The following is a 26,556-nucleotide window of genomic DNA, read 5'->3' on the forward strand; positions in this document are numbered from 1 at the left end:
CGTGGTCGGCGGCGGAGTGAGCCGCAAGGCCGACAAGTTCCTGCCGCACCTGCACCTGCGCGCGCCGAACCGCTCGACGGCGAGCACGGCCGCCCCCACGATGCCGGCGGTGTTGCGCAGCTTGGCCGGCACGATCGGCGCGCGCAGGTGCAGGTGCGGCAGGAACTTGTCGGCCTTGCGGCTCACTCCGCCGCCGACCACGATCAGGTCCGGCCACAGCAGGTCCTCGACCACCGAGTAGTAGCGCTGCAGCCGCTCCTCGGCCCACTGCCGGTAGGACAGCTCCTCGCGGTCCTTGACGCTGGAGGCGGCGCGGGTCTCGGCGTCGTGCCCGTCGATCTCGAGGTGGCCCAGCTCCGTGTTGGGCACCAGCCGGCCGTCCAGCAGCAGCGCCGTGCCGATGCCGGTCCCCAGCGTCGTCATGAGGACCACACCGGGCGTGTCGGCGGCCGCGCCGTAGCGGTGCTCGCCGATCGCGGCCGCGTCGGCGTCGTTGACCACGATCACCCGCCGCCCGGTCTCGTCGGCCAGCAGGCGTTGGACGTCGGTGCCGATCCACGACCGGTCGACGTTGGCGGCGCTGCGGGCGACTCCGTGCTGGATGACCGCGGGGAAGGTCACGCCCAGGGGGCATCCGGGATCGACGTGCTCGGGGAAGGCCCCGGCGATCTCCGCGACGACCTTGGCCACGGCCTGCGGCGTCGACGGCTGGGGGGTGGCGATCTTGACGCGGTCCACGACGAACTCGCCCGTCTCCAGGTTCACGGGCGCGCCCTTGATACCGCTGCCGCCGATGTCGATGCCGAGTCCGACCTTCGGCGCGTTCTTCACCATGGAGTGCTTGCCTTTCTGCGCTAGGGAGGCGATCCAGTCCACCGCGGACCCGGGCGGGGTCTCCTCGCCGCAGTGCAGTGTCTCTGTCCCCCCGCAACCTCGTCTCCCCTATTCAACCCGCATTCGGCCCGCGGCGTGACCCCGGCCACCCCGCGGCCGCGCGTCCGGCCCGGCCGGCTCGATTACGCCGGGGCTGATCATGGCGGATACGCTGGGCGACTGCCTCATACGGACACCAGTGCGGGAGAGACGAGAACAAGTGACCGGCATCCACGGCCGCCGCGGACCCTTCCAGGACGGCGACATCGTGCAGCTGACCGACCCCAAGGGACGCATGCACACCATCACCCTGCGCGCCGGCACGGCGTTCCACACCCACCGGGGGCGGCTGGACCACGACGACCTGATCGGCCTCCCGGAGGGCAGTGTGGTGCGCGCCACCTCCGGGACCGCCTACGTCGCCCTGCGCCCGCTGCTGGCCGACTTCACGCTGTCGATGAAGCGCGGCGCGACCATCGTCTACCCCAAGGACGCCGCGCAGATCGTCGCGCAGGCCGACATCTTCCCCGGTGCCCGGGTGATCGAGGCCGGCGCCGGCTCCGGGTCGCTCTCCTGCTGGCTGCTGCGTGCGGTCGGGGAGGAGGGACTGGTCTCCTCCTACGAGCGCCGCGAGGACTTCGCCGAGATCGCGCGCACCAACGTCGAGCGCTACTTCGGCCGCCCGCACCCCGCCTGGCGGCTCACGGTCGGCGACCTCGCCGAGAGCATCCACGACACCGACGTCGACCGCGTCATCCTCGACATGCTCGCGCCGTGGGAGTGCCTGGACGCCGTGGCGAAGGCGCTGGTCCCCGGCGGCCTCATCTGCGGCTACGTCGCCACCACGACGCAGCTCTCGCGGATCGTGGAGGCGCTGCGCGAGCACGGCGGCTTCTACGAGCCGGCCACCTGGGAGACCCTCGTGCGCACCTGGCACGTCGAGGGGCTCGCGGTGCGCCCGGACCACCGCATGATCGGGCACACCGGGTTCCTCGTCACCGCCCGCCGGCTCGCCGAGGGCGCCGCCGCCCCCGAGCGCCGCCGCCGACCGGCGAAGGGCGCCTACGGGGAGGACTGGCAGAAGGCGCGCGCGGAGCGCGGCACGGAGCCTCCGGCCGCAACGACCGATCCGGAACCCGCAATTACGGCCGATCCGGATGACCGCGCCTAGGCATCGGCGTTACGTTCTCCTAGCGTGACGTAGCCCACTATCAGCCTGAGCTAGGCGTCCACAAGATCGAAAAGTGAGTGGTTCGACACTGAGCGGTGCGGACAGGTTAGGAATAGTCCATGGGTAGGTAGGGTTTCGAGTAGTCGTCCTCTTCTAGGGAGGTGGCGGACGTGGCCGATCGCGACGACGAGCGTCAGGCGGAGCGCGACCGTGAAGTCGCAGACCTCACGGCTCAGGTCTCCTATTTGGAAAAGGAACTCAGCGTAGTCCGGCGCAAGCTCGCCGATTCCCCCCGCCACGTGCGGCTGCTCGAAGACCGTCTCCGCGAGGCCCAGGCCAACCTGGCGGCCGTCAACGGGCAGAACGAGCGCCTGGTCGCGACGCTGAAGGAGGCCCGCGACCAGATCGTCGCGCTCAAGGAGGAGGTCGACCGGCTGGCCCAGCCGCCGTCGGGCTTCGGCGTCTTCCTCGGCTCCCGGGACGACGACACCATCGAGATCTTCACCAACGGCCGCAAGATGCGGGTCAACGTCAGCCCCTCGGTCGACATCGACGAGCTGCGCCCGGGCCAGGAGGTCATGCTCAACGAGGCGTTCAACGTCGTCGAGGCGCTGGCCTTCGAGACCGTCGGCGAGGTCGTCATGCTCAAGGAGATCCTTGAGGGCGGCGACCGCGCCCTGGTCATCTCCAACCACGACGAGGAGAAGATCGTCCGGCTGGCCGAGCCGCTGCGCGACCAGCCGGTGCGGCCCGGCGACTCCCTCCTGCTGGAGTCGCGCTCCGGCTACGTCTACGAGCGCATCCCCAAGTCCGAGGTCGAGGAGCTGATCCTCGAAGAGGTCCCCGACATCTCCTACACCGACATCGGCGGGCTCGGCGGGCAGATCGAGATGATCCGCGACGCCGTCGAACTCCCCTACCTGCACAAGGAGCTCTTCTACGAGCACCGGCTCCGCCCGCCCAAGGGCGTGCTGCTCTACGGGCCGCCCGGCTGCGGCAAGACCCTCATCGCCAAGGCCGTGGCAAACTCGCTGGCCAAGCAGGTCGCGCAGAAGACCGGCCGCGACGTCGGCAAGAGCTTCTTCCTGAACATCAAGGGCCCGGAGCTGCTCAACAAGTACGTCGGCGAGACCGAGCGGCACATCCGGCTGGTGTTCCAGCGCGCCCGCGAGAAGGCGAGCGAGGGCACGCCGGTCATCGTGTTCTTCGACGAGATGGACTCCATTTTCCGCACCCGCGGCTCCGGAGTCTCCAGCGACGTCGAGAACACCATCGTGCCCCAGCTGCTCAGCGAGATCGACGGTGTCGAGGGGCTGGAGAACGTCATCGTCATCGGCGCGTCCAACCGCGAGGACATGATCGACCCCGCGATCCTGCGCCCCGGCCGGCTCGACGTCAAGATCAAGATCGAGCGCCCCGACGCCGAGGCGGCGCGCGACATCTTCTCGAAGTACATCACGCACGACCTGCCGCTGCACGCCGACGACCTCGCCGAGCACGGCGACTCGCCGACGGCCACCGTCGAGGGCATGATCCAGCGGGTGGTCGAGCGGATGTACAGCGAGACCGAGGAGAACCGCTTCCTGGAGGTCACCTACGCCAACGGTGACAAGGAGGTCCTGTACTTCAAGGACTTCAACTCCGGCGCCATGATCCAGAACATCGTGGACCGCGCCAAGAAGATGGCGATCAAGGACTTCATCGACACCAACACCAAGGGCATCCGGGTCGCGCACCTGCTCCAGGCCTGCGTGGACGAGTTCAGTGAGAACGAGGACCTGCCCAACACCACCAACCCCGACGACTGGGCCCGCATCTCCGGCAAGAAGGGCGAGCGCATCGTCTACATCCGGACCCTGGTGTCCGGCAAGAAGGGCGCCGACTCCGGCCGCTCCATCGACACGGTGGCCAACACCGGCCAGTACCTGTAGCGACACCGCCGAACGGGGCCCCACCGGACTTCCGGTGGGGCCCCGTTCGTGCGCGCTGTCTCCGGCCCGCGTGACGGCGGGTGGCAGCGGCTCCCGCGAGTCGGCGACCCGACCGGATCACCGCGGGCCCGCTCTTCGCCGCCGTGGACCTGCCGGAGTCCGCCCACCCGCCGAGGCGGGTCCGGGGCCGGCGCGGGGAAACCTCCTCCCCGGCGCCCCCGGTCGGCCGCGTCCGTGCGGTTCGTTCCAGGAGGGCCGGACCGTGCTCGCTCCGAGCGGGCGCGTGCCCTGGTGGCGGGATCGGCAACGACTGGGTAACGCGGCTTGACGTACGCCGCGTCCGGGATGTTGCATTGGTGATCAATCACCGTAAACGTTTACAGAAATTCACACCGACCGGTGCTGTAAACGTTTACAGTTCGCCGTCCGCACACGTCAGGGGAGGTTCCGATGGCAGCGCGCGGCAGCCCGACGATCACCACGATCGCCGAAGCGGCGGGGGTGTCGATCGCGTCCGTCTCCCGCGTGCTCAACGGCCTGCCCGTCCGCGCCGAGACCGAGCGCCGCGTGCTCGACGCGGCCGGCCGTCTCGGCTACGTCCCCAACTCCGTCGCCCGGTCGCTGAGGTCCGCCCGCACCCACCAGATCGCCTTCGCCGTGGAGGACATTGGCAACCCCGTCTACCTCGCGATGCTGCGGGAGATCCAGCCCCTCCTGAAGGCGGCCGGATACCGGCTGGTGCTGCACTCCACCGGCGCCGACACCGCCGAGGAGGTCGAGGTGCTCCGCGGCCTCGGGCAGCGCTACGCCGACGGCCTGATCATCGTCCCCATCCGGGTCACCGACGAGCACGTCGCCGAACTGCGCGCCGTCGAGGCGCCCGTGGTCGTCATCGGCTCGCTGCCCGGCGACGGGCTGGCCGACAACGTCCGCACCGACTCCCGCCGCGGCGTCGACATGGCGCTGCGCCACCTGGCCGAGCTGGGCCGGCGCCGGATCGGGTTCATCAACGGTCCGGCCGACACCGTCCCCGGCGGCGCGCGCTCCGAGGCGTTTCGCGCCGGCACCGCCCGCGCCGGGCTGACCGTCGAGGACGGGGCGCTCCACGAGGGCCGCTTCGACCGTGAGACCGGGGCCGAGGGCGTGCGCCGGATGGCCGAGGGCCCCGCCCCCATGCCCGACGCCCTGCTGTGCGCCAACGACCTCATCGCCCTCGGCGCGCTCGACGCCCTGCGCGCCCGCGGCCTGGACGTGCCCGGGGACGTCGCGGTGGTGGGGATGGACGACACCGACCTCGCGGCGGTGTCCTGGCCGCCGCTGACCAGCGTCTCGCTGGGATCGGCCGAGCGCGGACGGCACGCCGCGCGGCTGCTGCTGGACCGGCTCGACAGCGGCGCGGCCCCCTCCGCCCCCCGAGTCGTGACTGTCGAACCGCGCCTGGTCGTGCGCGCGTCAACGGGAGGTGCACGTGTCGTCGACAACGGCTCCGCCGCGGGCTGAGCCACCGCCCCCGGCCGCCCCCCGCGGGCCCGGGCGCCGGCCGCGGGCCGGCCGGCCCGACCGCTCGGTGCTGGGCCTGATGCTCCCGGCGCTGGTGCCGGTCGTGCTCTTCAGCGTCGCCCCCCTGGTGTACGGCGTCTACCTGGCCTTCACCGACGCGCGCTCCGGGCGCAACGTCGACGTGGCCTTCGTGGGCCCGCGCAACTTCGCGGATCTGCTCTCCGACGGCGACTTCTGGGCGTCGTTCCAGATCGGCCTGGTGTGGGCGGTCAGCGTGACCGTCCTCCAGCTCGCCGCGGGCATGGGCCTGGCGCTCCTGCTCAACCAGGACCTCCGGCTGCGCTGGCTGGCCCGGACCCTGGCGATGGTGCCGTGGGCGATGCCGCCGGTCATCGTCGGCCTGATGTGGCGGCTGGTCTACCATCCCGACGCCGGCATCCTGAACGCCACCCTGCGCGACATCGGGCTGGTCTCGGGCGACATCGACTGGCTCAACGACTTCTCCGTGGCGCTGCCCGCGATCATCGTCGTCGGCGTGTGGACCGGGATGCCGCAGACCACCATCGTGCTGCTGGCCGGGCTGCAGGGCGTGCCGCGCGAACTGCGCGAGGCGGCGGAGGTCGACGGCGCGGGCGCGTGGCGGCGCTTCCGCAGCGTGACCCTGCCCCAGCTCCGCCCGGTGATCACCACCATCACCTCGCTGAACTTCGTGTGGAACATGAACGAGTTCGCCCTGGTGTGGGTGCTCACCCAGGGCGGCCCGGGCGGGCGCACCCGGCTGCCGATGCTCTACGCCTACGAGGAGGCGTTCCGCTACGGCTTCTTCGGCTACGCCGCCGCCATGGGCGTCGCCATCGTCGCGGTCGTCCTCACGGTGCTCGCGGTGTACCTGCGCCGCCAACTGAAGGAGATGCGATGACCGGTGCATCGCGGGGCGGACGCGGTTCCGCGGCCGGCCGCCGGGCCGGGCGCACCGCCGGCCGGGCGCTGCAGTACCTCGCCCTGGCGGGCTACCTGGTCTTCCTCGGCTTCCCGCTGGTATGGCTGGCCTCGACCGCGCTGAAGACCTCGCGCGAGATGGCGCGGCTGGACCCCACCTGGATCCCGCTGGAGCCCACGCTGGCCAACTTCGCCGCGGCGTTCGGCGAACAGGACCTCGTGGGCGCGGCGCAGCGCAGCCTGGTGGTCGCGCTGGCCTCGGCAGTGCTGGTGGTGCTCATCGCGCTGCCCGCCGCCTACGCCCTGGCGCGGTTCCGCTCCCGGCTGAACCGGGTGGCGCTGGGATGGGTGCTGGTCAGCCAGGTCTTCCCGTTCATCCTGATCATCATCCCGGTGTTCATGATCCTGCGCACGATGGGCCTGGTGAACACGCTGGCCGGCCTCGTGGTCGTGCACGTCACGTTCTGCCTGCCGTTCGTGCTGTGGATGCTCCAGGGCTACGTCCGCGGGGTGCCGCCGGTGCTGGAGGAGGCCGCCGCGGTCGACGGGGCCGGGCGGTGGCGCACGGTCGTCAGCGTCGTGGCCCCGCTGCTGGCCCCCGGTGTCGTGGCCGCGCTGATGTTCGGGTTCATCTCGTCGTGGAACGAGTTCCTGTTCGCCCTGATCCTGCTCAAGGACCCGCAGGTGCAGACGCTCCCGCTCGCGCTGGTGCGCTTCACCGGCCCCGAGGGCGTGGTCCGGCTCGGGCCCCTGGCCGCCGCATCCCTGCTGGCCACCATCCCGAGCCTGGTGTTCTTCACCTTCATCCAGGGCCGCCTCAAGGGCGGCATGGTCTCCGGCGCGGTGAAGGGATGACCCGCCGTATCGGCTCACACGGATCCGCCGCCCCGGCGGATCCGGCACAGGAGGTGTTCCCCATGCGTCGCAGGATCCTGCCGCTCACCGCGGCCGCTCTCACCGGGGCGCTCGCGCTGAGCGCGTGCGGCACGGGCGCCGACGACGGCCCCGTGACGCTCCGGTTCCTCAGCCTGGCCTGGCAGACGGAGTCCGTCGAGGCCAACGAGCGGCTCGTGGCGGAGTGGAACGAGGCCAACCCCGACATCCGGGTGGAGTACGTCCAGGGCAGCTGGGACAACGTCAACGACCAGCTCATGACCGGGTTCGAGGCCGGCGACCCGCCGGACGTCATCCACAACGACTCCCCGGCGCTGGCCGGCTTCGCCGCACGCGGCTACCTGGCCGACCTCACCGGCATGATCCCCGAGGAGCTCAAGGAGGACATCCGCCCCGAGGCGTGGGAGACCGCCACCTTCGGCGACCAGATCGTGGGCGTGCCGTTCCTGCAGGAGTCGCAGGTGTTCATCGCCAACCGCGAGCTGCTGGAGGAGGCCGACGTCCGCATCCCCACCCCGGAGGACCCCTGGACGTGGGACGAGTTCGCCGAGGCCTCCGAAGAGCTCACCGACGACGACACCTACGCGGTCGCCTGGCCGCTCGGCAACCCCGTCAACCGCGTGCTGAACCTGTCGCTCAGCTACGGCGGCACCTTCTTCGAGGTCGACGGGGAGGGCCGCGCCACCGCCAGGATGGGCGAGCCCGAGCGCGCGGTGCTCGAACGCATCCACGACCAGATCCACACCGACCGCACCGCCGACCCCGGGACGGTCGGCATGTCCGGCTCCGACCCGCTCCCGGCCTTCTTCGCCGAGGAGTACGCGATGGTCCAGGTGGGGGTCTATGCCCGCCAGCAGGTGGAGGAGCAGGCGCCGGAGGACTTCGACTGGGTCACCATCCCGACCCCGGTGGGCGACACCGCAGAGCAGGGCGCGGCGTCCCAGACCCTCTCGGTCGCCGCCGACAGCGCCCACCCCGAGGAGGCGGCCGAGTTCATCTCCTTCTTCCTCAACGCGGAGAACCAGGTGGACCTCGCCCTGGGCGACTGGCTGCTGCCCACGAGCCAGCAGGCCGCCGCGGCGCCGGAACTGAACACCGAGGAGGACGACTGGAACGTCGCCACCGCCTCCGCCCAGAACCTCGTCGTCGCCCCCTACCTGCGGGTGCAGGGGTTCGACGAGTGGAAGAACCGGGTCGCGCAGCCCGCCCTTGAGGAGTACTTCAGCGGCGAGATCGACATCGACGAGCTGAGCGAGCGGCTGGAGACCGAGGGCAACGACGTGCTGAGCCGGTACCACTGATGACCGACGCCGACGCCGTGCGCGACCGCGCCCGGGGCGCCCTCCTCGGCCTGGCGGCCGGGGACGCCCTGGGGCGGCCCGCCGAGAACCTGGCGCCCGCCGAGATCGCCCGCCGCTGGGGGCGGCTCACCGAGCTGGAGACCGGTCCCGACGGGGTGGCCGCGGGCACCGACGACACCGAGTACAGCGTCTTCGCGGCGCTGCTGCTCGCCGAGCACGGGCACGCGCTCACCCCCGCGCACGTCGTGGCGGCCTACCATGCGCACGTCCTCACCATCGAGGGACCGATGCGCGGTGCCGGGTTCTCCGAACTCGGGACGGCGCAGGCGCTGCGCCGCGGCCTGGCGCCGCCCCTGACCGGCCGCGCCCACCACCACGGCTGGTCCGACGGCCTCGCCATGCGCGCCGCGCCCTACGGGGTGTTCGCCGCGGGCGATCCGGGGGAGGCCGCGCGGCTGGTCGAGGTGGACGGGTCGGTCAGCCAGTCCGGTGAGGGCATCCTCGGCGGGCGCGCCGTCGCCGCCGCCGTCGCGGTCGCCATGACGGGGGCCGGCCCGGACTCCGTCGCCGAAGCGGGGCTCGCCGCGGTCCCCGCCGACTCCTGGACGGCGCGCAACCTGCGCGCCGCCCTCGCCGTGGCCCGGGCCCACAGCGCTCCCGGCGAGGCGTTCACCCGCGCGCTGCACGACGCCGTGGTGCAGGGCCGCTACCCGTGGACGGACCTGGCGCCCGAAGCGGTCGCGCTCGCGTTCGCCGCCTACCTCGCGGGCGGCGGCGCGGTCGAGGAGTCCGTGGTCACCGCCGCCAACCTGGGGCGCGACGCCGACACCACCGCCGCCATCGCCGGAGCGATGGCCGGTGCCGGGCGCGGCGCCGCGGGGGTCCCCGAGCGCTGGCGCCGCGCCATCGGGCCACTCCGCGGCAGCTGCCTGCCCGCCGTCGCCGGCCGCCACGTCGCCGACACCGCGGACCTGCTCGTCGCCGCGCGGGGGAGGGGGCGAACCGCGCCATGACCGGCCCCGGGACGGGGCAGCGGCCGCTGCCCGCCCGCACGGACCCGCACCGGTACGCGCCGCCCGGGGCCGCGCTCGCGCGGGCCGCCTGCGTGCCGGCGGCCCCGGGGACGGCCCAGCGCGCGGCCGGAGCGGCGGCGGTGCGGCGGATGCCGCCGACCCGCGGCGCGGGACCCGCCGCCCCGGGGCCGCCGTGCCCGCCGGTCCCGCCGCACGGCCCCGGCTCGCGGCGCCCGCCGGAGGCCGCGCCCGGCGCCGCCCGCGTCCCGCTCCGCCGCCGGCGCCACCACCCAAGGAGTCCGAGATGAGCCATGACCGTATCCGCGGGGCCTTCACCGGGCTGGCCATCGGCGATGCCGCCGGCTGGCCCGCGGCCCGGCACCGCTTCGGCCTGCTCGCGCCCTGGACCCGCCGGCTGGGCCGCGAACTCGACCTCTTCGCCGAGGAGCACGGCGTCACCACCCTCCCGGTGCCGTTCGCGCTGAACCAGCCCGTCGCCGCGCTGGCCTTGGGCCCCTCCGACGACGCCGAATGGCTGGCGTGGACCGCGCGCACCATCGGCCGCGACCGCGCCGAGGCGTTCGGGGAGCTCGCGGTGCGCGACGACGTCCGGGCCCGGATCTCGGTGCGCACCGCACTGGACCACCTGCGGCGCGGCACCGGGCCGCCCGTCAGCGGGCACGACAACCCGCACCACTTCGACGACGCGGCCGCCGTGCGCGCGGTCGCCTTCGGTGCCGCCCACGGCGGCGACCCGGCGGCGGCCGCCCGCGCCGCCGAGGCCGACGCCCGGGTGACCAACGCCCTGGATGGGGTCGCGGGGGCCCGCGCCATGGCCGCCGGCACGGCCGCCGCCGTGGGCGGAGCGAGCGCCGGCGAGGCCGTTGACGCGGCCCTCGCCGAACTCCCCGCCGACACCGCGATCGGCGCCGCCGCCCGCGCCGCGCTGGCGCTCCCCGGCGACGACCCGTTCGCGCTGGTCCCGGCGGTGGAGGAGGTGTGCCGCGACCACGTCTACAGCTACGGCGTCGCGGCCGCCGACACCGTCCCCGCGGCCCTGGCCCTGGTTCGGGCGGCGGGCGGCCGGCTCGGCGCGGCGGTGTCGGCGGCGGCCACCCTGATGCCCCTCGCGGACTCGCTGCCCGCCCTCACCGGCGCGCTCACCGGCGCTCTCGGCGGCTACGCGGCGCAGCCCGCGGGCTGGCGCGAGCGGGCCCGCCGCCTGGGCGGCTGCTGCCTGCCCGAACTCGCCGGGCAGGACCTCGTCGCGATCGCCGACGCGCTGGCGGACGCGACCGACCACCACGATGAAGGAGTGTCCTAGATGCTGACCCCCTTGCAGGACAAGGCCGTGGGGTGCCTGGCCGGTGCGGCGGTCGGGGACGCGCTGGGAGGCGCGACCGAGGGCTGGACCCCCGAGCAGATCCGGGAGCGCTACGCGGGCGTCGTCGAGGGGATCGTCCCCCCGTTCCACGCCGACTGGCGCAACGCCCGCCCCATCGCCCCCTACCACAAGGGCGACGGGCACATCACGGACGACACCCTGATGACCCACGCGCTGGTCCGCGTCTACGTCAAGGCCGAACGCCACCTCGACGCCTACGCCGCCGCCGAGTACCTGGTGCCGGAGATGATGGGCGAGAAGCGGTGGGTCCCCGAGCTGGAGGCCGACGCCCTGCTGCTGCAGCGCGTCTTCCTCGCCGAGAAGTGGCTCGTGGCGCGGCTGCACTACGGGCACGTCGATCCGCGCGAGGCCGGCGTCGGCAACATCGTCAACTGCGGCGCGGCGATGTACATGGCCCCGGTGGGGGTGGTCAACGCGGGCGATCCCGCGGCCGCCTACGCGGAGGCCGTCGACCTGGCCGGCGCGCACCAGTCCAGCTACGGGCGCGAGGCCGCCGGGGTGTTCGCCGCCGCGGTCGCCGAGGCCATGCGCCCGGGAGCGAGCGCGGAGACCGTGGTGGCCGCCGCGCTGCGGGTCGCCAAGGACGGTACCCGCGCCGCCATCGAGGCCGTGTGCGAGCGCGCCCGCTCCATCTCCGACTGGCGCGACGCGGCACCGGACCTGCGCGCGGCCATGGCACCGTTCGACACCGTCGCCGACACCTACCGCGACCAGGGGCTCGGCGCCCGCCGCCCGAGCCGGGTGCACGCCATCGAGGAGCTCCCGATGGCGCTGGCGTTCCTGCTCATCGCCGACGGCGGGTACCGCGGCACCGTCCTCGGCGGCGTCAACTACGGGCGCGACGCCGACTCCATCGCGAGCATGGGCGGCGCCATCGCCGGCGCGCTGGGCGGCCGCGCCTGCGTGCCGGAGCAGTGGCGTGCCGACATCGCCCGGGCCAGCCGGATCGATCTGGAGGCGCCGGGCCTGGAACTGGCCGAGGTCGCCCGCCGCATCCACCTCGCCGACGTCGCCGCCCGCCGCGAGCACGAGCGGGTCTTCTCCGAGCTGACGGCCCCGCAGGGCTGATCCCGCGGGCCGGGCGCGGCGCCAGCGCGGTGCGGGGGCACGGCGGCGGCGGACGGCCCGGGACGTCGGCGGGAGCGCGCGCCGGGCCCCGGCCGGTGGACGCCAGCGCGCGCCGGCCCCGGGGCCGCCCGGCCCGTGCGGGGGCGCCGGGCAGCCCCGGGCCGGCGCGCGAGGCGGCGACCGCGCCGCCCGGCGGTCGGAGAGCGCCCCGGACGCGGGGCAGTAAGCGAAGAGAGCGACAGGAAAGGCTGGGGACAGCGGTGCGACTCACCTGGATCCACCCCGAGGACCTGATCGGGCACGAACTCCGCCAGGCCCGCCAGGACGGGCGCGACGCCGAGGCCGTCGCCCGGCGCTGGCGCGACGCCGGAGGCCACGACGCGCCCCCCATGGCCGGCGCGTCGGCCGAACCGGCTCCGCCCCGGTTGCGCCGCCTCGCCGAGGAGCTGCTCGACGAACTGGCGTCGATCCCCTCTCCGCTGGCCGACCGGGAGCCCACCGACCTCGACGCCGTCATCGCCGCCTGCCCCGACTGGCCCGGCGCGCGACTCGCCGCGCCCGGCCCCGACCTGGCCGACCGCGTCCACGGGGCGTGGGCGGGCCGGGCCGCGGGGTGCGTCCTGGGCAAACCCGTGGAGAAGATCCCCCGGGAGGGCATCCGCGCCATCGCCGAAGCCACCGGGAACTGGCCGATCCGCGGCTGGTTCACCGCCCGGGGGCTGCCCGACGACGTGGCGGCGCGCTGGCCGTGGAACCGGCGCAGCGCCTCGACCAGCCTCGCCGAGAACATCGACGGCACCCCCGAGGACGACGACCTCAACTTCCCCATGCTCGCCCTGGCGCTGCTCGAACGGTACGGGACCGGGTTCGGCACCGAGGACGTCGCGCAGGTGTGGCTGGACGAGCTGCCCGCCGGCCGGGTCTTCACCGCCGAACGGGTCGCCCTGCGCAACCTGCTGCTCGGTCTGGTCCCTCCGCAGACCGCCGTGCACCGCAACCCGTTCCGCGAGTGGATCGGCGCCATGATCCGGGCCGACGTCTACGGCTGGGTCAACCCCGGCGACCCGGCGCGGGCCGCCCTGCTCGCCCACCGCGACGCGGTCCTCAGCCACACCGCCAACGGCGTCTACGGCGCCATGTTCGCCGCCGCGCTGACCGCGATGTCGCTGACGGCGCAGGACCCGGAGGAGGCGCTCGCCGGCGCGCTGCGGGTGGTGCCGCCGGAGTCGCGGCTCGCGGCCGCGGTCCGTGAGGGCGCCGCCCTCGCACGCTCCGAGCGCGAGTTCGAGCGCGTGCTCGACGCCCTGCACGCGCGCCACGCGGACCTGCACTGGGTGCACAGCGTGAACAACGCGGCGGCCGTGGCCGCCGCCCTTGTCCACGGGGCGGGCGACTTCGGCGCGTCGGTCGCCGCCGTGGTCTCCGCCGGGTGGGACACCGACTCCGACGGGGCGACGGTCGGTTCGGTCGTCGGCGGCTTGCTCGGTGCCTCGGGGATCCCGGCGCGGTGGACGGATCCGCTGCGCAACCGCGTCGCCAGCAGCATGACCGGCTTCGACGCCGCCGCCTTCGACGACCTCGCGGCCCGAACCCGCGCCCTCGTCCCGAGGGCCGCCGACTGATCGGTGCGGCCGGGGAGGGGCGGCGCCGCGCGGAGCAGCGCCATCGCGGCGCCGCGGCCCAGCACCTCACGGCGCGGCGCCGCGGCGCCGCCCCTCCCCGTACAGCATCCCGAAGCGGTCGATGCGCCGGAGCTGGCCCAGCACCAGCAGCGCGGCGCCGCAGGCGGTCGGCCAGACATCGAGGACGACCAGCCCGTAGCCGACCAGCCCGTAACCGGGCAGCCCGAGGCTGACCGCTCGGAGCGGGACGAGCAGCCGGTGGAACCGCCGGTGCTCCGCGGAGGCCAGAGCCGGGTCCGCCAGCCACAGCCGCTCGCCGTAGCCCCTCCGGGGCGCCCAGGTGCGCGGCGCGGTGACCGTCGGGAAGACGTGCGGGTCCAGCCAGAGCCAGCCGGCGACGGCGGCGACGGGCAGGAGGTACCACCAGCCGAGCCACGCGCGGCTCCCGAGCGCGGCGATCACGGCGCGTACCGCCGCGAACCGGGTCCACACGCTCCACGGGTTGGCGTGCCGCCGCCAGGCCTCGTCGTCCATCCGGAAGCCGGCCGCCAGCTTCGGCAGCGCTCCCCATGTCAGTCTCCTCCCGATGTGGTCAGCCCGCGCGCGAGTGCGGTGATCACGGCGTCCAGGACCTGTGCGTAGCCGTCGCCGTAGCGCTGCCGGTTCATGACGACCAGCCCGGCCGTGCGCAGCACCCCCACGACCACGTCGGGCGGCACGTCGGCGACGATCACACCGGCGCGCTGGCCGGCGGCCAGGGAGCCGAGCAGCGGCGCCAGGACGGGCGGCGTGACCCGGGCGACCTCCTCCGCACCGACGCGGCGGGAGACCGGCGCCAGCTCGTCGGGGTGCGTCACCAGCCGCCGGTAGAACGGGTCCGTGGTGAGGACGGTGGACATCTGCCGCATCAGCTCCGCGAGCGCCGCCGCGCTCGGCGTGGTCCGGAGCGCCTCCGCCAGCCGCCGCCCGATCAGCGGTGCCCGGCGGATCACGACGTCCTTGTCCAGGGCCTCCTTGGAGTCGAAGAAGGCGTAGCAGCCGCCCTCGGAGATCCCGGCCGGAGCGGTGAGCTCCTCCAGCGAGGTCGTGCGCGCCCCTGGGCGGCGAAGAGCTGCTCCGCGGTGTCGAGCGGGCAGGCGGTGATGCGGGCCCGCTCTTCCACGCTGAACGCGGCGGCCGCGGCGCCGTGCGCCGGTGCCGTCAGTCCTCGCCGGCCCCGTCGCTGTCGCCCAGGTCGGACTCGTCGACGGCGCTCACGTCGGGGTTGCCGCAGCCCGCGACCATGGCCCCCGCGGCCCCGCCGGTGCCGGACCCGCAGAGCACGATGTCGGCGGGCGAGGTCGCGTCGGCGCCGCCGTCGTCGGCACGGGCCGTGGCGGAGAGGACGGCCGGAGCCAGGGCGGCGGCCGCCAGCAGCGCGGCGGTGGCGAGTCGGTCCATGACAGATCCCTCCTTCAGCGGTTCGGACACGGGCCGGCGGGGTTCGCCCTGCCCGTCGCGGAGCGCCGCGGCCCGCGGCCGGGGTCCGCCCCGCGCTCCTCGCTCCGCTAGCCGGAGACGGACGCGCGGACCCTGCGCGACGGTCAGGAATGCGCCTGCTCGGGGTGGGGATCCTTGACACGCCGCACGTCCCGGCCGTCCCGGCCGCCGGTGTCCGCGCAGGTCCGCCGGATCATCGGCGCAGGGTCATCGAAACACCCGGAAACGGCGGCTCTTGGGCCACAATTCGCCGAGCCGCGTTCAAGGGACGCCGCCGGTGGATAACCTCAAGGCATGAGTGTGCGGCGGATTATGGGCATCGAGACCGAGTACGGCATCTCCGTGCCCGGTAACCCCGGTGCCAACGCGATGGTGACCTCCACGCAGGTGGTCAACGCCTATCTCGCGGCCTCGGCGGCCCGGGCCCGCAAGGCGCGGTGGGACTTCGAGGAGGAGAACCCGCTGCGCGACGCGCGCGGATTCGACCTCGCGCGCGAGGTCGCCGACCCCTCCCAGCTCACCGACGAGGACCTCGGCCTGGCCAACGTCATCCTCACCAACGGCGCCCGCCTCTACGTCGACCACGCGCACCCGGAGTACTCCGCTCCCGAGGTCACCAACCCCCGGGACGCCGTGCTGTGGGACAAGGCCGGCGAACTCGTCATGGCCGACGCAGCCCGGCGCGCGGCCACGATCCCCGGTGTGGACCCGATCCAGCTGTACAAGAACAACACCGACAACAAGGGCGCGTCCTACGGCTGCCACGAGAACTACCTCATGCGCCGCTCGACGCCGTTCGCCGACATCGTCCGGCACCTCATCCCGTTCTTCGTCTCCCGCCAGGTCGTCTGCGGCGCCGGCCGGGTCGGCATCGGCTCGGACGGCCGGGAGGACGGTTTCCAGATCAGCCAGCGCGCCGACTTCTTCGAGGTCGAGGTCGGGCTGGAGACCACGCTGAAGCGGCCGATCATCAACACCCGCGACGAGCCGCACGCCGACCCCGACAAGTACCGGCGGCTGCACGTCATCATCGGCGACGCCAACATGAGCGAGACCTCGACCTACCTGAAACTGGGCAGCACCGCCATCGTGCTGGCCATGATCGAGGACGGGTTCATCAGCGTCGACCTGTCGCTGGAGACCCCGGTCGCGGACCTGCGGGCGATCTCGCACGACCCCACGCTGACGCACACCGCGCGGCTGCGCGACGGCCGCCGGATGACCGCCCTGCAGATCCAGCAGGAGTACCTGGACCAGGCGCGCAAGTACGTCGAGGACCGCTACGGCGCCGACGTCGACCCCGACACCGCCGACGTCCTGGACCGCTGGGAGTCCGTGCTCACCCGGCTGGCCGACGACCCGATGCAGCTCGCCGACGAGCTCGACTGGGTGGCCAAGCTCAAGATCCTGGAGGGCTACCGCGCCCGCGACGGCATCGACTGGGGCCACCACCGGCTGGAGCTGGTCGACCTCCAGTACTCCGACGTCCGCCCCGACAAGGGTCTGTACAACCGCCTGGTGGCGCGCGGCCGGATGCGCCGGCTGCTGGAGGACGCCGAGGTGCGGCGCGCCATCACCGAGCCGCCGCAGGACACCCGCGCCTACTTCCGCGGGCGCTGCCTGGCCAAGTACGCCGACTCCGTGGCCGCGGCCTCGTGGGACTCGGTGATCTTCGACCTCCCGAACCGCGACTCCCTCCAGCGGGTGCCCACCTTGGAGCCGCTGCGCGGCACCAAGGAGCACGTGGGCGCGCTGCTCGACCGCTCCCCCACCGCGGCCGACCTCGTCGCCATCCTCACCGGCGAGCGGAAGTAGCGACGGGAGTCGCAGCGGATCGACGCCCAGGCACCCGGTCCGGTCCCGCCGAGATGACACGGGACCGGACGCCGGGGACCACCGTCACCCGGTGTGCTGGTACGCCGGGTAGGTCAGGTAACCGGCGTCTCCGCCCTGCTCCGTGGCCGTGTTGGGCGGCGCGACGGGTAGGCCGGTGCGCGGCCGCTCGACCGGGTCGGGGCGCGGGGAAGGCCCGCACGAAACTGATGCGGTCGCACCACCGTCCGGCCCGGGGCGCGGGCCCGGCGGGGCTAGGGCCGCAGCCGCCAGTACAGCTCCGACCGCCAGACGGGGCCGATCCGCACGACCTCCTCACCCACGCGGTAGGCGGCCGACTCCTCGCCCCCCTACAAGCGCACGGTGCCACCGGTCAGCGGAGGGCCGCATTGCCGCGACACGGCCGCGGCGATGGCGGCGGTCAGCGACGTGCCGGCGGACGGCACCAACGCCCCCTCACGGTCATGGGACCGGACTCGGAAACGGCAACGGGACCAGGTCAGCCGCAGTTGCCCCACGTGTCGCGCCCGCCGAAGCCGACGTCGCTCCAGTCGGGGGTGCGGATGGACCCCTCGTAGTGGACGCACCGGCCCGCGGTGGGGGCGCTCACGGCGGCGTAGTGCGCGTAGTCGTCGATGTCGTGCCGTGTGCTGGCGCCCTGGATGTAGAGGTAGGCGGCGGTCGTGCTGGTAACGCCGTGCAGGGACCCGGTCTTCTGCGTGATGACGCAGTTCTCGCCGTAGGTGCCGCTCCACAGCAGGACGACCGCGCCCAGGGTGCGTCCGTCCGAGGTCCGGACCGCGTCCTTGTGCAGGGTGTCGTATCCGCCGCTGGACCAGCCGCATCCGGCGGAGGAACGGACGATCTCGTCGATGGAGTGCGCCGAGGCGGGCGGGGCCGCGACCGCGATCGCGGTCGCGGCCAGGGCCAGCGCCGCGCCGGCGCCCCGCAGGGCGCGGATGAGTGTCCGGGGCATGGGGGATCCTCTCGTCCGGGGACAGGGGCGTTCCCCAGTTTGCCCGCGGCGGCCCCCGACGGGCTTGGCCGAGCGTGCTCGATTTCTTGATCCCGCGTGCCCGGCCCCCGCCCACGGGGGCCGGGCCCCGGCGCGCGTTCGAGGGGACGGCGGTCAGATGTCGCGGAACACCTCGATCTGCGCGCCGACCTCGGTCAGGCGCTGTGCGAGCTCCTCGTAGCCGCGGTTGATCACGTAGATGTTGCGCAGCACCGAGGTGCCCTCGGCGGCCATCATGGCGAGCAGGACGACCACGGCCGGGCGCAGCGCCGGCGGGCACACCATTTCTGCCGCGCGCCACCGGGTCGGGCCGTCGATCAGGAGCCGGTGCGGGTCCAGCAGCTTCACGGTGGCGCCCAGGCGGGTGAGCTCGGTGAGGTAGATGGCGCGGTTGTCGTACACCCAGTCGTGGATGAGGGTCGACCCGTGCGCGGTGGCGGCGATGGCCGCGAAGAACGGCGCGGTGTCGATGTTGAGGCCGGGGAACGGCATGGGGTGGATCTTGTCGAGGGGTGCGGTGAGCTTGGACGGCCGCGCCGTGAGGTCCACGAGGCGGGTCCGGCCGTTGTCGGCGGCGTACTCGGGGCTGCGGTCGTAGTCCAGGCCCATGCCCTCCAGCACGGCCAGCTCGATCTCCAGGAACTCCACCGGGACCCGGCGGATGGTGAGCTCCGACGACGTGACGATCGCCGCGGTGAGCAGGCTCATCGCCTCCACCGGGTCCTCGGAGGGGGCGTAGTCGACGTTCACGTCGATGTCGGGCCTGCCGTGCACCGTCAGCGTGGTGGTGCCGATGCCCTCGACGGTGACACCCAGCTGCTCCAGGAAGAAGCAGAGGTCCTGGACCATGTAGTTGGAGGAGGCGTTGCGGATGACGGTGACGCCGTCGCGGCGGGCGGCGGCCATGAGCGCGTTCTCGGTCACCGTGTCGCCGCGCTCGGTGAGCACGATCGGCCGGGTGGGGGAGAGTGCCCGGTCCACGGTGGCGTGGTACTGGTGGTTCGTGGCGATGACGTTCAGCCCGAACGGGCGCAGCGCGGCCATGTGCGGTTCCACGGTCCGGGTCCCGAGGTCGCAGCCGCCGGCGTAGGGGAGCTTGAACGCGTCGAGGATGTGCATCAGCGGCCCCAGCAGCATGATGACGCTGCGGGTGCGCACCGCGGCCTCGACGTCGATGGCGTCCAGGTCGAGCTCGGTGGGGGGAGTGATCTCCAGGTCGACGCCGTCGTTGATCCAGCGCGACCGCACACCGATGCTGTCCAGCACCTCCAGGATGCGGTACACCTCCTCGATGCGGGCCACCCGGCGCAGCGTGGTGCGGCCCCGGTTGAGCAGGGAGGCGCAGAGCAGCGCCACGCACGCGTTCTTCGACGTCTTGACGGTGATCTGGCCGGAGAGCTGCCGGCCGCCGACGACGCGCAGATGCATGGGGCCCGAGTGCCCCAGGGAGACGATCTCGCTGTCCAGGGCCTCGCCGATCCGGGCTACCATCTCAATTCCGAGATTCTGGCCGCCCTGCTCGATGCGGGCGATGGCGCTCTGGCTGGTGCCGAGAGCCTCGGCCAGTTGGGCCTGCGACCAGCCACGGTGTTTCCGGGCGTCGCGGACGAGGCTGCCGATGCGGGCGAGGTAATCGTTGCTCATGAGGCAAGAGTATATCGCTGATGAGATTGTCTCAGCGTGTGGTGCGGGTATGTGGATGGTGACCGCCGGCTCTCGGGACGTCCATCCCACGGCCGCACGCTAGCCCACGTGCGGACATCGGGCGAACAGCGGGTCCCGGTAGGCGCTCCGCCCGCCGGGATGGGACGGATGTCACGCCGGAGCCCCCGCACGGGGGCGCGGGCGAGGCGCGCCCGCCCTACCGCGGTGACCGCGGCGCAGGGGACCTCCGAGCACGGGAGCCGCGGCCCCCGTGGCGTTCGCCGCCGAGGGCGGCCGGACGGCCCGCCCCGCCCGCGGCGGGTGCCGGTCCGGCCTGCTCCGCACCGGAGCGCGCCGGTGCGGGACCGCCCGACCAGCCGAACGGACCGTCGACGGCGCGGCTACCGGCCGCTGTCACTCCGGTCCGCTACGTTCTGAGCAACTCGGGCGCCGCCCCCTCCCCGCGGAGTGGCCCGGTCCCGCGTGCGGGCCCACCGGCGTGAGGCGTGTGAAAGCCCGCTGAAAGGGCGGTCTGACACGATCAGGCGACTCCTCCGGAAGAGAACGGGAAGGGCGCAGATGCGCAAGAAGCTGGCGTCGGCACTGGCGGTGCTGGTGGCCGCCGTGGGGCTGCAGGCCGCGGCACCGCCCGCGGCGCTCGCGGGCGAGTACGGCTGCGGCGGCACCCTGGTGGGGAGCTGGCCGGTGCCGCTGGAGGACCGGCTCACCGGCGCGACCCACTACCGCAGCGACGTCTGGCTCTACCACGACTCCGACACCGGCTGGAACTGCGCGGTCCTGGTCAAGCGTCCCGGCCACGAGCGCTACGGACAGGCGACGCCGCTCGCGATCCAGATGTACGACTCCGCGTGGGGTGAGGACGGCTGGGAGGCCGGCTACGACGGCGACACCGGCGACTTCCGGTTCTACGCGGGACCGGTCCGGGTGTACGGCCGGGACACATGCGTGCACATCCGGGCCTCGCACGGCGACCACATCGGCCCCGGCGAGCCCCTGTACGACGGCAACCTGGACCTGGGCCCGCTCGCCTGCACCTGACCCGCCGCACGAGGCTGTGCCGTCAGCACGCCGCCGTGCGCACCGCCGTGCGCACCGCCGTCCGGCCGCACGGGCGACCGCACCAGCCGAACCCCGGCGCGCCCGCTCCTCGCCGTCGACCGCGTACGGCCGCGGGTTGCCGTACCGCGGCGCCCCGCAGCGCCAGCGGCGGCTCCGGCAGGCGCGGCGCGCCGGGGGCGCCGACGTCCGTTCCGTACCGCTGCGTGCGGCGCGGGGTGTGTTCGCGGGCGTCGGGACGGTACTCGGTACCCGTGGCCGGCCGGTCACCGCCGCGCAGTCGGGCGCGGCGGGCGGTGGCGCCTTCGCCCCTGGTCACCCGTCAGGTACTGGTCAGCTACGTCCGGCCGGGATGCGGCGCCGCCGGCCGAGCGCGGGGCAACGGACGCGTACCGGCGCTCCGGGCGCACCCGCCGCCGCGGGGCGGCGACGGGTGCGCCGGCGCCTCCTCCGGCCGTCACGTACTCGTATGTGTGCCACCGGCGTTCTCGGGGGGAGCGGCGGACTCCTGCTCCTGCGGTGCGGTGCCGCCGCCCTCGCCCTCGGCGGCCGGGCCGTTCTCCTGCGGCTGCCGGCTCGGCTTCTCGTGCCTGCCCATGGAGACCTCCTCGTTCGGGGGCGTGTCCCGTGGACCATAAGCAGGCCGGTGCGGCGCTGTCACCGAGATCGGCCGGTCCCGGCCATTCTGAGCTGGGAGAACATGGCAATTAGGTGGGATGTGGCGATTCGTCCGCCGGGGGCGGTGGGGGAGCGGGGCACCACCCGCCCCACCGCCCCCGGGGGTCACCGCCCGGCGGCCCCCGGCGGCGCGATCGGGACGTCCGCCCCGGCGCGCAGGAAGACCGGGATGCGGGCCAGCGGCGCCTCGGCGACCACCGTGCCGCCGCCCGCGTGGACGGTGCCGGTCCAGGCGTCCGTCCACTCCGCGCCCTCGGGCAGGTACACCGAGCGCGCCCGGGTCTCCGGCGTGACCACCGGCGCGACCAGGACGTCCGGGCCGAGCAGGAACTGGTCCTCCACCTGCCACGAGCGGCCGTCGGAGGGGAAGTCCACGAAGAGCGGGCGCATCGGCGGCACACCGGTCTCGTGGGCCGCGCGCATCTGCTCCATCAGGTAGGGGCGGATCCGCTCGCGCAGCCGCAGCACCTCGGTGATGTGCCCGTAGGCCTCCTCGCCGAACGACCACACCTCGTTGGGGCCGCCCGTCATCTGCGCGCCGAGCGGGGTGCGCGGGGCGCGGTCGCCGTGCAGCCGGAACAGCGGGCAGAACGCCCCGTACTGGAACCAGCGCACGACCAGTTCCCGGTAGCCCGGGTCGCCGGCGTCGCCGCCGTGGAACCCGCCGATGTCGGTGGTCCACCACGGGATGCCCGACATCGCCACGTTCAGCCCGGCCCGCAGCTGCGTGGCCAGCGACTCCCAGGTCGCCGGGATGTCGCCCGACCACAGCGCCGCGCCCCACCGCTGGCTGCCCGCCCACGCCGACCGGCAGAGCGAGACGATCTCGGTCTCGCCCTCGGCCCGCATGCCCTCGTAGAAGCCCCGGGCGTGCTCGACCGGGTAGGAGCAGCCGACCTCCAGGCCCGGGCCGGCGTGGTAGTCGAGGTTGCCGGGATGCCCGGGGCGGATCTCCGGCTCGCAGGCGTCCAGCCACCACACCCGCACGCCGATGTCGTAGTAGTTGCGCTTCACTGCCTCCCAGACGAACCGGCGCGCCTCCGGGTTCGTGGGGTCGTAGAAGGCGACCGGCAGCTCGGCGGGAAACCCCTTGTCGTCCCACGGCGCGTGGAACGGCAGGCCCTGCCGCGTGCCCACGAGCAGGCCGCGCTCGCTCATCTCCCGGTAGTTCTCACTGAGCGGGCTGACCGACGGCCAGACCGACACCATCAGCTTGACGCCCATCTCGTCCAGCTCCCGTACCATCGCCGCCGGGTCCGGCCACTCGGCCGGGTCGAACCGCCAGTCGCCGAGCGCGGTCCAGTGGAAGAAGTCCGCCACGATCACCGAGAGCGGCAGCCCCCTGCGCCGGTACTCGCGCGCCACCTCCAGCAGCTCCTCCTGGGTGCGGTAGCGCAGCTTGCTCTGCCAGAACCCGCTGGCCCACTCCGGCAGCGGCGGCGCGTGCCCGGTCGCGTCGGCGTAGCGGCCGAGCACGGCCGCCGGGGCCCCCGCGGTCACCCAGTAGTCGATCTGCCGGGCGCTGTCGGCCACCCACCGGGTGCCGTTGCCGGCCAGCTCCACCCGCCCGATGGCCGGGTTGTTCCACAGCAGGCCGTAGCCGCGGCTGGACACCAGGAACGGGACGTTGACCTCGGCGTTGCGCTGCTCCAGGTCGATGACCAGCCCCTTCTGGTCGAGCCGGCCGTGCGTGTGCTGGCCGAGCCCGTACAGCCGCTCGTCGGAGTAGCCGCGGAACCGCTGCTCCAGCCGGTGCGAGCCGTCGCCGTTGGCGAGGAGGAGCCGGGAGCCCGGCCACCAGAAGTGCGCGCGCTCCTCGGCGAGCAGCTCCACGCCGTCGGACACCCGCTCGAACCGCAGCAGGCCCCGGTCGTCGACCACCGCCCGCAGGTCCCCGTTGACGACCACCCCGGTGCCGTCGGCGACGCGGGCCCGCGCCGACGACGGCACGGGTTCGGTCAGCGCGCCCGGCAGGTCGTCGCGCAGCCGGTGCAGGCCCGCGCGGACGCGCAGCGAGTCCGGTCCCCACGGTTCGATCCGCAGGACCTCGTGGCCATCGCGCCGCACCAGCGCGCCGCCGTCGACATGGATGTCGGACATGGTGCTCCCTAGGTGTCTCGTGGAACGTCTCGCACGGTCGGGGGAACGGGGCAGGTCGTCGGGGCGCGCGCCAGGTCACTGCTTCACGGCGCCTCCGGTGATCCCGGCCGCGACGTGGCGCTGGGCCAGGACGAGCAGGAACGCGGCCGGGACGGAGGCGAGCACGGCCGTGGCCAGCACCCCGTTCCAGTCGGTGGTCTGGTTGCCGATGAACCGGTAGATGCCGACGGTCACGGGCTGGAACTCCCGGCCGGTGGTCAGGGTGACCGCGAACAGGAAGTCCGCCCAGGCGAACAGGAACGCGAACAGACCGGCGGTGACCACGCCGTTGCGGCTGACCGGCAGCACCACGGACACGAAGGTCCGCCAGTGGCCCGCTCCGTCCACCCGGGCCGCCTCCGCCAGCTCGCGCGGCACCGCCAGCATGAACGTGCGCAGCAGCAGCACCGCGAACGGCACGGCCAGCGTGGAGTCGGCGAGTACCAGGCCGAGGTGGCTGTCCACCAGCCCGGCCCGGTTGAACACGGCGTACAGCGCGTTGGCCATGACGATTCCCGGCACCATCTGCACGAGCAGCAGCACCAGGACCAGCGCGGTGCCGCCCCGCGGGCGGAGCAGCGCGAGCGCGTAACCGGCCGGCGCCGCGACCGCCAGGGTCACCGCCACCACCCCGAGCGCCACCGCCAGACTGGTTAGCAGGTGCGGGCCCTGGGTGCGCATGGCCGCCGCGTAGCCCTCCAGCGTGCCGCCGACCGGGAACCACACCGGTGGACGGCGCAGCAGGGCCTCGCTCGGCAGCAGCGAGGCGTTGACCATCCAGTACAGCGGGAACAGCAGTACGGCCAGGACCGCGACGGCGACCGCCGTCCGCCACCAGCCGCGCCCGGCCGGCCGCGTCCGCCGGCCGCGCGGGCGCGTGCGGGCCCTCACGACGCCGCCTCCGCCATCTGCCGGCGCACCGACCGCAGGTAGGCCAGGGCGATCAGCAGCGCGACGACGATGAGCAGGTTGCCCACGGCCGCGCCGCGGCCGAACGCGAACTCCTCGAACGACAGCGCGTAGGACCAGGTGGTCAGGGTCTCGCTGGCCCCGGCCGGCCCGCCGCCGGTCAGCACCATGATGACGTCGAACACCTTGACCGTGTAGACGAGCCCGAGCATCAGCACCACCGCCACCACCGGCCGCAGCAGCGGCCACGTCACCGCGCGGAACGCCTGCCAGGCGCCCGCGCCGTCCAGCGCGGCGGCCTCGTACAGCGACTCCGGGATCGCCTGGAGCCCGCCGTACAGGATGACCATGTTGAACGGGATGCCGACCCAGATGTTGACCAGCGTGACCGACACCAGCGCCCACTGGGTGCTGGTCAGCCACGGGATCGGGCCGTCCAGCACGCCTGCGGCCAGCAGCACCTGGTTCAGCACCCCGTGGTCCTGGGTGAGGATCCACTTCCACACCGCCCCGGAGACCACCAGCGGCAGCAGCCACGGCAGCAGCAGGAGCGCCCGCAGCACCCCGCCGAGCGGGAACGCGCGGCGGAAGAAGAGCGCCAGGCCCAGTCCGAGGAGGAACTGCGCGGTGATCGAGCCGGCGGTGAACAGCAGGGTCGTGCGCGCCGCCGCCGGGAACACGGGGTCGCCCAGCACCGCGGCGTAGTTGGCGAGGCCGACGAACGGCGCCTCCCCGGTGAAGTAGGAGCGGACCGTGAACTCCCGCAGGCTCATCGAGACGTTGTGGTAGACGGGGTAGCCGAAGAACACCGCGACGTAGCCGGCCAGCGGGAGCAGGAACACGGCGCCCGCCCAGCGCTCGGCCCGCCGGCCCGCCGCGTGCCTCCTCCGCGCCGCGCCGGGGCGGCGGGCGGCGGTGCGCGGCCGGGTCAGTCGCCGCCCTCCGCCGCCCCGCGGTGCGCGGTACCGCATCTCAGGACCCCTCGGCGGCGGTCTGCGCGGCGCGCAGGGCGTCGGCGGCGGAGGCCTCGCCGGTGATCGCGCGCTGCACCGCGTCGATCAGCGCGGCCGACACCGCCGGGTAGCCGCCGCCGAGGTCGGCGGTGCGGGAGCGCGCGGTCGCCACCTGTGTGACGAACGGCGCCATCTCCGCGTCCTCCTCGGCCATGCGCCGGGCGAGGTCCTCGCGGGCGGGGACGTAGGCGTGGCCGGCCGTCCACGTCGACATCACGTCGTCGGACAGCACGCAGTCCAGCACCCGCGCCGCGGCCTGCTGCCTGCCGGCACCCGTGGCCGGGATGGCGGCGACCTCGCCGCCGAGCGCCACGACCGGGTCGGCGCCGGCCTCGGGCACCGGGATCGGCACCACCCCGTAGTCGAGGCCGGGCTCCTCGCGCAGCCGGGCCAGGTTCCACGAGCCGTTCACCATCATCGCGGCGTTGCCGGAGGCGAACTGGTCGGCGACGTCGTTCTGGTTCCACTCCAGGACCGACGCCGACACCGCGCCGTCGGCCACCAGGCCGCTGACGTACTCCAGCGCCGCGACGGCCTCGGGGGAGTCGAGGTCGGTCAGCTCGGCCCCGTTGCTCCAGAAGAACGGCAGGAACTGCCAGGTGCCCTCCTCGGCGGTGATCGCCGAGAACGCCAGCCCGTAGCGGTCCGCGGACGACAGCTCCACCGCGGCCGCGCGCAGCTCCTCCCACGTGGCGGGCGGCTCGATGCCGGCCTCGTCGAGGAGCGCGCGGTCGTAGAACAGCGCGAGCCCGTTGACGCCCGGGGCCAGCCCGTAGAGCTCGCCGTCGTGGCTGCCGGCCTCCACGATGCCGGGGTAGTAGCCGCCGGTGTCGATGTCGTAGTCGCCGAGCGGGGTGAGCGCTCCGGTCTCCGCGATCTGCTGGAGCTGCGGGTTGTCGACGAACAGCAGGTCCGGCAGCGACCGGGAGCCGACCTGCTGGAGCACCTGCTGCAGCATCTGGTCGGGCGGGATGCTCTGGCGCTCGACCGTGATCCCGGTGCGCTCCTCGCAGGTCGCGAGGATCTCGTCCCAGGCGGCGCTGCCCTGCTGG

Annotated in this window: 23 protein-coding genes; 12 read left to right on the plus strand and 11 right to left on the minus strand. The window is 73.9% G+C overall.

Annotation, left to right across the window (positions count from 1 at the left end; translation table 11 throughout):
• Positions 1–834 (minus strand): polyphosphate--glucose phosphotransferase (gene ppgK / locus DEF28_RS15170; RefSeq protein WP_147281065.1); only part of this gene is annotated, 834 nt, incomplete at its 3' end.
• Positions 835–1,093: 259 nt separating this feature from the next.
• On the opposite strand from ppgK, the gene DEF28_RS15175 reads away from it, so the two are divergent.
• The 10 genes from DEF28_RS15175 to DEF28_RS15220 all read left to right on the plus strand — a co-directional run bounded on the left by DEF28_RS15175 (position 1,094) and on the right by DEF28_RS15220 (position 13,717).
• Positions 1,094–2,044 carry a tRNA (adenine-N1)-methyltransferase gene (locus DEF28_RS15175; RefSeq protein WP_114398585.1) on the plus strand — a complete coding sequence of 317 codons (951 nt, stop codon included), beginning with the start codon at positions 1,094–1,096 and terminating at the stop codon, positions 2,042–2,044.
• A gap of 161 nt (positions 2,045–2,205) precedes the next feature.
• Positions 2,206–3,975 carry a proteasome ATPase gene (gene arc / locus DEF28_RS15180; protein WP_114398586.1) on the plus strand — a complete coding sequence of 590 codons (1,770 nt, stop codon included), beginning with the start codon at positions 2,206–2,208 and terminating at the stop codon, positions 3,973–3,975.
• Positions 3,976–4,425: 450 nt separating this feature from the next.
• Positions 4,426–5,475, plus strand: coding sequence for a LacI family DNA-binding transcriptional regulator (locus DEF28_RS15185; RefSeq protein WP_114398587.1), 1,050 nt, complete (start codon positions 4,426–4,428; stop codon positions 5,473–5,475).
• 79 nt (positions 5,476–5,554) lie between these two features.
• A complete protein-coding gene (locus DEF28_RS15190; protein ID WP_114398600.1) occupies positions 5,555–6,394 on the plus strand; it encodes a carbohydrate ABC transporter permease in 840 nt (279 codons plus the stop codon).
• The gene (locus DEF28_RS15195) at positions 6,391–7,269 is read left to right on the plus strand and encodes a carbohydrate ABC transporter permease (RefSeq protein ID WP_114398588.1); all 879 of its coding nucleotides are present in this window, start codon (positions 6,391–6,393) and stop codon (positions 7,267–7,269) included. Before DEF28_RS15190 ends, DEF28_RS15195 begins: the two co-directional genes overlap by 4 nt.
• A 62-nt stretch (positions 7,270–7,331) precedes the next feature.
• On the plus strand, positions 7,332–8,609 hold the full coding sequence (locus DEF28_RS15200) for an ABC transporter substrate-binding protein (protein ID WP_114398589.1): 1,278 nt from the start codon (positions 7,332–7,334) through the stop codon (positions 8,607–8,609).
• A complete protein-coding gene (locus tag DEF28_RS15205) occupies positions 8,609–9,622 on the plus strand; it encodes an ADP-ribosylglycohydrolase family protein (RefSeq protein WP_114398590.1) in 1,014 nt (337 codons plus the stop codon). The genes DEF28_RS15200 and DEF28_RS15205 overlap by 1 nt, the downstream gene beginning before the upstream one ends.
• Positions 9,623–9,926: 304 nt before the next feature.
• A complete protein-coding gene (locus DEF28_RS15210) occupies positions 9,927–10,946 on the plus strand; it encodes an ADP-ribosylglycohydrolase family protein (protein WP_114398591.1) in 1,020 nt (339 codons plus the stop codon).
• On the plus strand, positions 10,947–12,095 hold the full coding sequence (locus DEF28_RS15215) for an ADP-ribosylglycohydrolase family protein (RefSeq protein WP_114398592.1): 1,149 nt from the start codon (positions 10,947–10,949) through the stop codon (positions 12,093–12,095).
• A 260-nt stretch (positions 12,096–12,355) separates the two neighbouring features.
• Positions 12,356–13,717: an ADP-ribosylglycohydrolase family protein gene (locus tag DEF28_RS15220; protein WP_199493324.1), complete on the plus strand. Its 1,362-nt coding sequence runs from the start codon at positions 12,356–12,358 to the stop codon at positions 13,715–13,717.
• A gap of 66 nt (positions 13,718–13,783) precedes the next feature.
• Here the strand turns inward: DEF28_RS15220 and DEF28_RS15225 are convergent, their stop codons facing one another.
• The 3 genes from DEF28_RS15225 to DEF28_RS15235 form a co-directional block, all read right to left on the minus strand.
• Entirely contained in the window at positions 13,784–14,305 is a 522-nt protein-coding gene (locus DEF28_RS15225) for a DUF6653 family protein (protein WP_309485822.1), read from the minus strand.
• The gene (locus tag DEF28_RS15230; protein WP_114398594.1) at positions 14,290–14,709 is read right to left on the minus strand and encodes a hypothetical protein; all 420 of its coding nucleotides are present in this window, start codon (positions 14,707–14,709) and stop codon (positions 14,290–14,292) included. The genes DEF28_RS15225 and DEF28_RS15230 overlap by 16 nt, the downstream gene beginning before the upstream one ends.
• A 208-nt stretch (positions 14,710–14,917) precedes the next feature.
• Entirely contained in the window at positions 14,918–15,157 is a 240-nt protein-coding gene (locus DEF28_RS15235; RefSeq protein WP_114398595.1) for a hypothetical protein, read from the minus strand.
• 333 nt (positions 15,158–15,490) lie between these two features.
• Between DEF28_RS15235 and dop the strand changes: the two genes are divergently transcribed.
• A complete protein-coding gene (gene dop, locus DEF28_RS15240) occupies positions 15,491–17,011 on the plus strand; it encodes a depupylase/deamidase Dop (protein WP_369122482.1) in 1,521 nt (506 codons plus the stop codon).
• A 517-nt stretch (positions 17,012–17,528) separates the two neighbouring features.
• Here dop and DEF28_RS15250 read toward each other — a convergent pair.
• Both DEF28_RS15250 and DEF28_RS15255 read right to left on the minus strand, forming a co-directional pair.
• On the minus strand, positions 17,529–18,005 hold the full coding sequence (locus DEF28_RS15250) for a hypothetical protein (RefSeq protein ID WP_114398597.1): 477 nt from the start codon (positions 18,003–18,005) through the stop codon (positions 17,529–17,531).
• A 153-nt stretch (positions 18,006–18,158) separates the two neighbouring features.
• Entirely contained in the window at positions 18,159–19,688 is a 1,530-nt protein-coding gene (locus DEF28_RS15255) for a UDP-N-acetylglucosamine 1-carboxyvinyltransferase (RefSeq protein ID WP_114398598.1), read from the minus strand.
• A gap of 579 nt (positions 19,689–20,267) precedes the next feature.
• Here DEF28_RS15255 and DEF28_RS15260 point away from each other — a divergent pair.
• Positions 20,268–20,747: a hypothetical protein gene (locus DEF28_RS15260; protein WP_114398599.1), complete on the plus strand. Its 480-nt coding sequence runs from the start codon at positions 20,268–20,270 to the stop codon at positions 20,745–20,747.
• 475 nt (positions 20,748–21,222) lie between these two features.
• Here the strand turns inward: DEF28_RS15260 and DEF28_RS27580 are convergent, their stop codons facing one another.
• The 5 genes from DEF28_RS27580 to DEF28_RS15280 all read right to left on the minus strand — a co-directional run.
• Positions 21,223–21,363: a hypothetical protein gene (locus DEF28_RS27580; RefSeq protein ID WP_158562844.1), complete on the minus strand. Its 141-nt coding sequence runs from the start codon at positions 21,361–21,363 to the stop codon at positions 21,223–21,225.
• A 185-nt stretch (positions 21,364–21,548) separates the two neighbouring features.
• Positions 21,549–23,543, minus strand: coding sequence for a glycoside hydrolase family 31 protein (locus DEF28_RS15265; RefSeq protein WP_114399593.1), 1,995 nt, complete (start codon positions 23,541–23,543; stop codon positions 21,549–21,551).
• Positions 23,544–23,618: 75 nt separating this feature from the next.
• Positions 23,619–24,473, minus strand: coding sequence for a carbohydrate ABC transporter permease (locus DEF28_RS15270; RefSeq protein WP_233515318.1), 855 nt, complete (start codon positions 24,471–24,473; stop codon positions 23,619–23,621).
• Positions 24,470–25,462 carry a carbohydrate ABC transporter permease gene (locus DEF28_RS15275; RefSeq protein ID WP_114399592.1) on the minus strand — a complete coding sequence of 331 codons (993 nt, stop codon included), beginning with the start codon at positions 25,460–25,462 and terminating at the stop codon, positions 24,470–24,472. The genes DEF28_RS15270 and DEF28_RS15275 overlap by 4 nt, the downstream gene beginning before the upstream one ends.
• Before the next feature lies 1 nt (position 25,463).
• Positions 25,464–26,556 (minus strand): sugar ABC transporter substrate-binding protein (locus DEF28_RS15280; RefSeq protein ID WP_114446159.1); only part of this gene is annotated, 1,093 nt, incomplete at its 5' end.

Source organism: Marinitenerispora sediminis (genome assembly GCF_003336425.1).
GTDB classification, from domain to species: Bacteria; Actinomycetota; Actinomycetes; order Streptosporangiales; family Streptosporangiaceae; genus Marinitenerispora; species Marinitenerispora sediminis.

Coding starts and splice junctions, on each gene's coding strand:
- DEF28_RS15185 (WP_114398587.1), top strand. CDS start 4,426: ATGGCAGCGCGCGGCAGCCCGACGATCACCACGATCGCCGAAGCGGCG.
- DEF28_RS15190 (WP_114398600.1), top strand. CDS start 5,555: ATGCTCCCGGCGCTGGTGCCGGTCGTGCTCTTCAGCGTCGCCCCCCTG.
- DEF28_RS15195 (WP_114398588.1), top strand. CDS start 6,391: ATGACCGGTGCATCGCGGGGCGGACGCGGTTCCGCGGCCGGCCGCCGG.
- DEF28_RS15200 (WP_114398589.1), top strand. CDS start 7,332: ATGCGTCGCAGGATCCTGCCGCTCACCGCGGCCGCTCTCACCGGGGCG.
- DEF28_RS15205 (WP_114398590.1), top strand. CDS start 8,609: ATGACCGACGCCGACGCCGTGCGCGACCGCGCCCGGGGCGCCCTCCTC.
- DEF28_RS15210 (WP_114398591.1), top strand. CDS start 9,927: ATGAGCCATGACCGTATCCGCGGGGCCTTCACCGGGCTGGCCATCGGC.
- DEF28_RS15215 (WP_114398592.1), top strand. CDS start 10,947: ATGCTGACCCCCTTGCAGGACAAGGCCGTGGGGTGCCTGGCCGGTGCG.
- DEF28_RS15235 (WP_114398595.1), bottom strand. CDS start 15,157: ATGGACCGACTCGCCACCGCCGCGCTGCTGGCGGCCGCCGCCCTGGCT.
- dop (WP_369122482.1), top strand. CDS start 15,491: ATGAGTGTGCGGCGGATTATGGGCATCGAGACCGAGTACGGCATCTCC.
- DEF28_RS15250 (WP_114398597.1), bottom strand. CDS start 18,005: ATGCCCCGGACACTCATCCGCGCCCTGCGGGGCGCCGGCGCGGCGCTG.
- DEF28_RS15255 (WP_114398598.1), bottom strand. CDS start 19,688: ATGAGCAACGATTACCTCGCCCGCATCGGCAGCCTCGTCCGCGACGCC.
- DEF28_RS15260 (WP_114398599.1), top strand. CDS start 20,268: ATGCGCAAGAAGCTGGCGTCGGCACTGGCGGTGCTGGTGGCCGCCGTG.
- DEF28_RS27580 (WP_158562844.1), bottom strand. CDS start 21,363: ATGGGCAGGCACGAGAAGCCGAGCCGGCAGCCGCAGGAGAACGGCCCG.
- DEF28_RS15265 (WP_114399593.1), bottom strand. CDS start 23,543: ATGTCCGACATCCATGTCGACGGCGGCGCGCTGGTGCGGCGCGATGGC.
- DEF28_RS15275 (WP_114399592.1), bottom strand. CDS start 25,462: ATGCGGTACCGCGCACCGCGGGGCGGCGGAGGGCGGCGACTGACCCGG.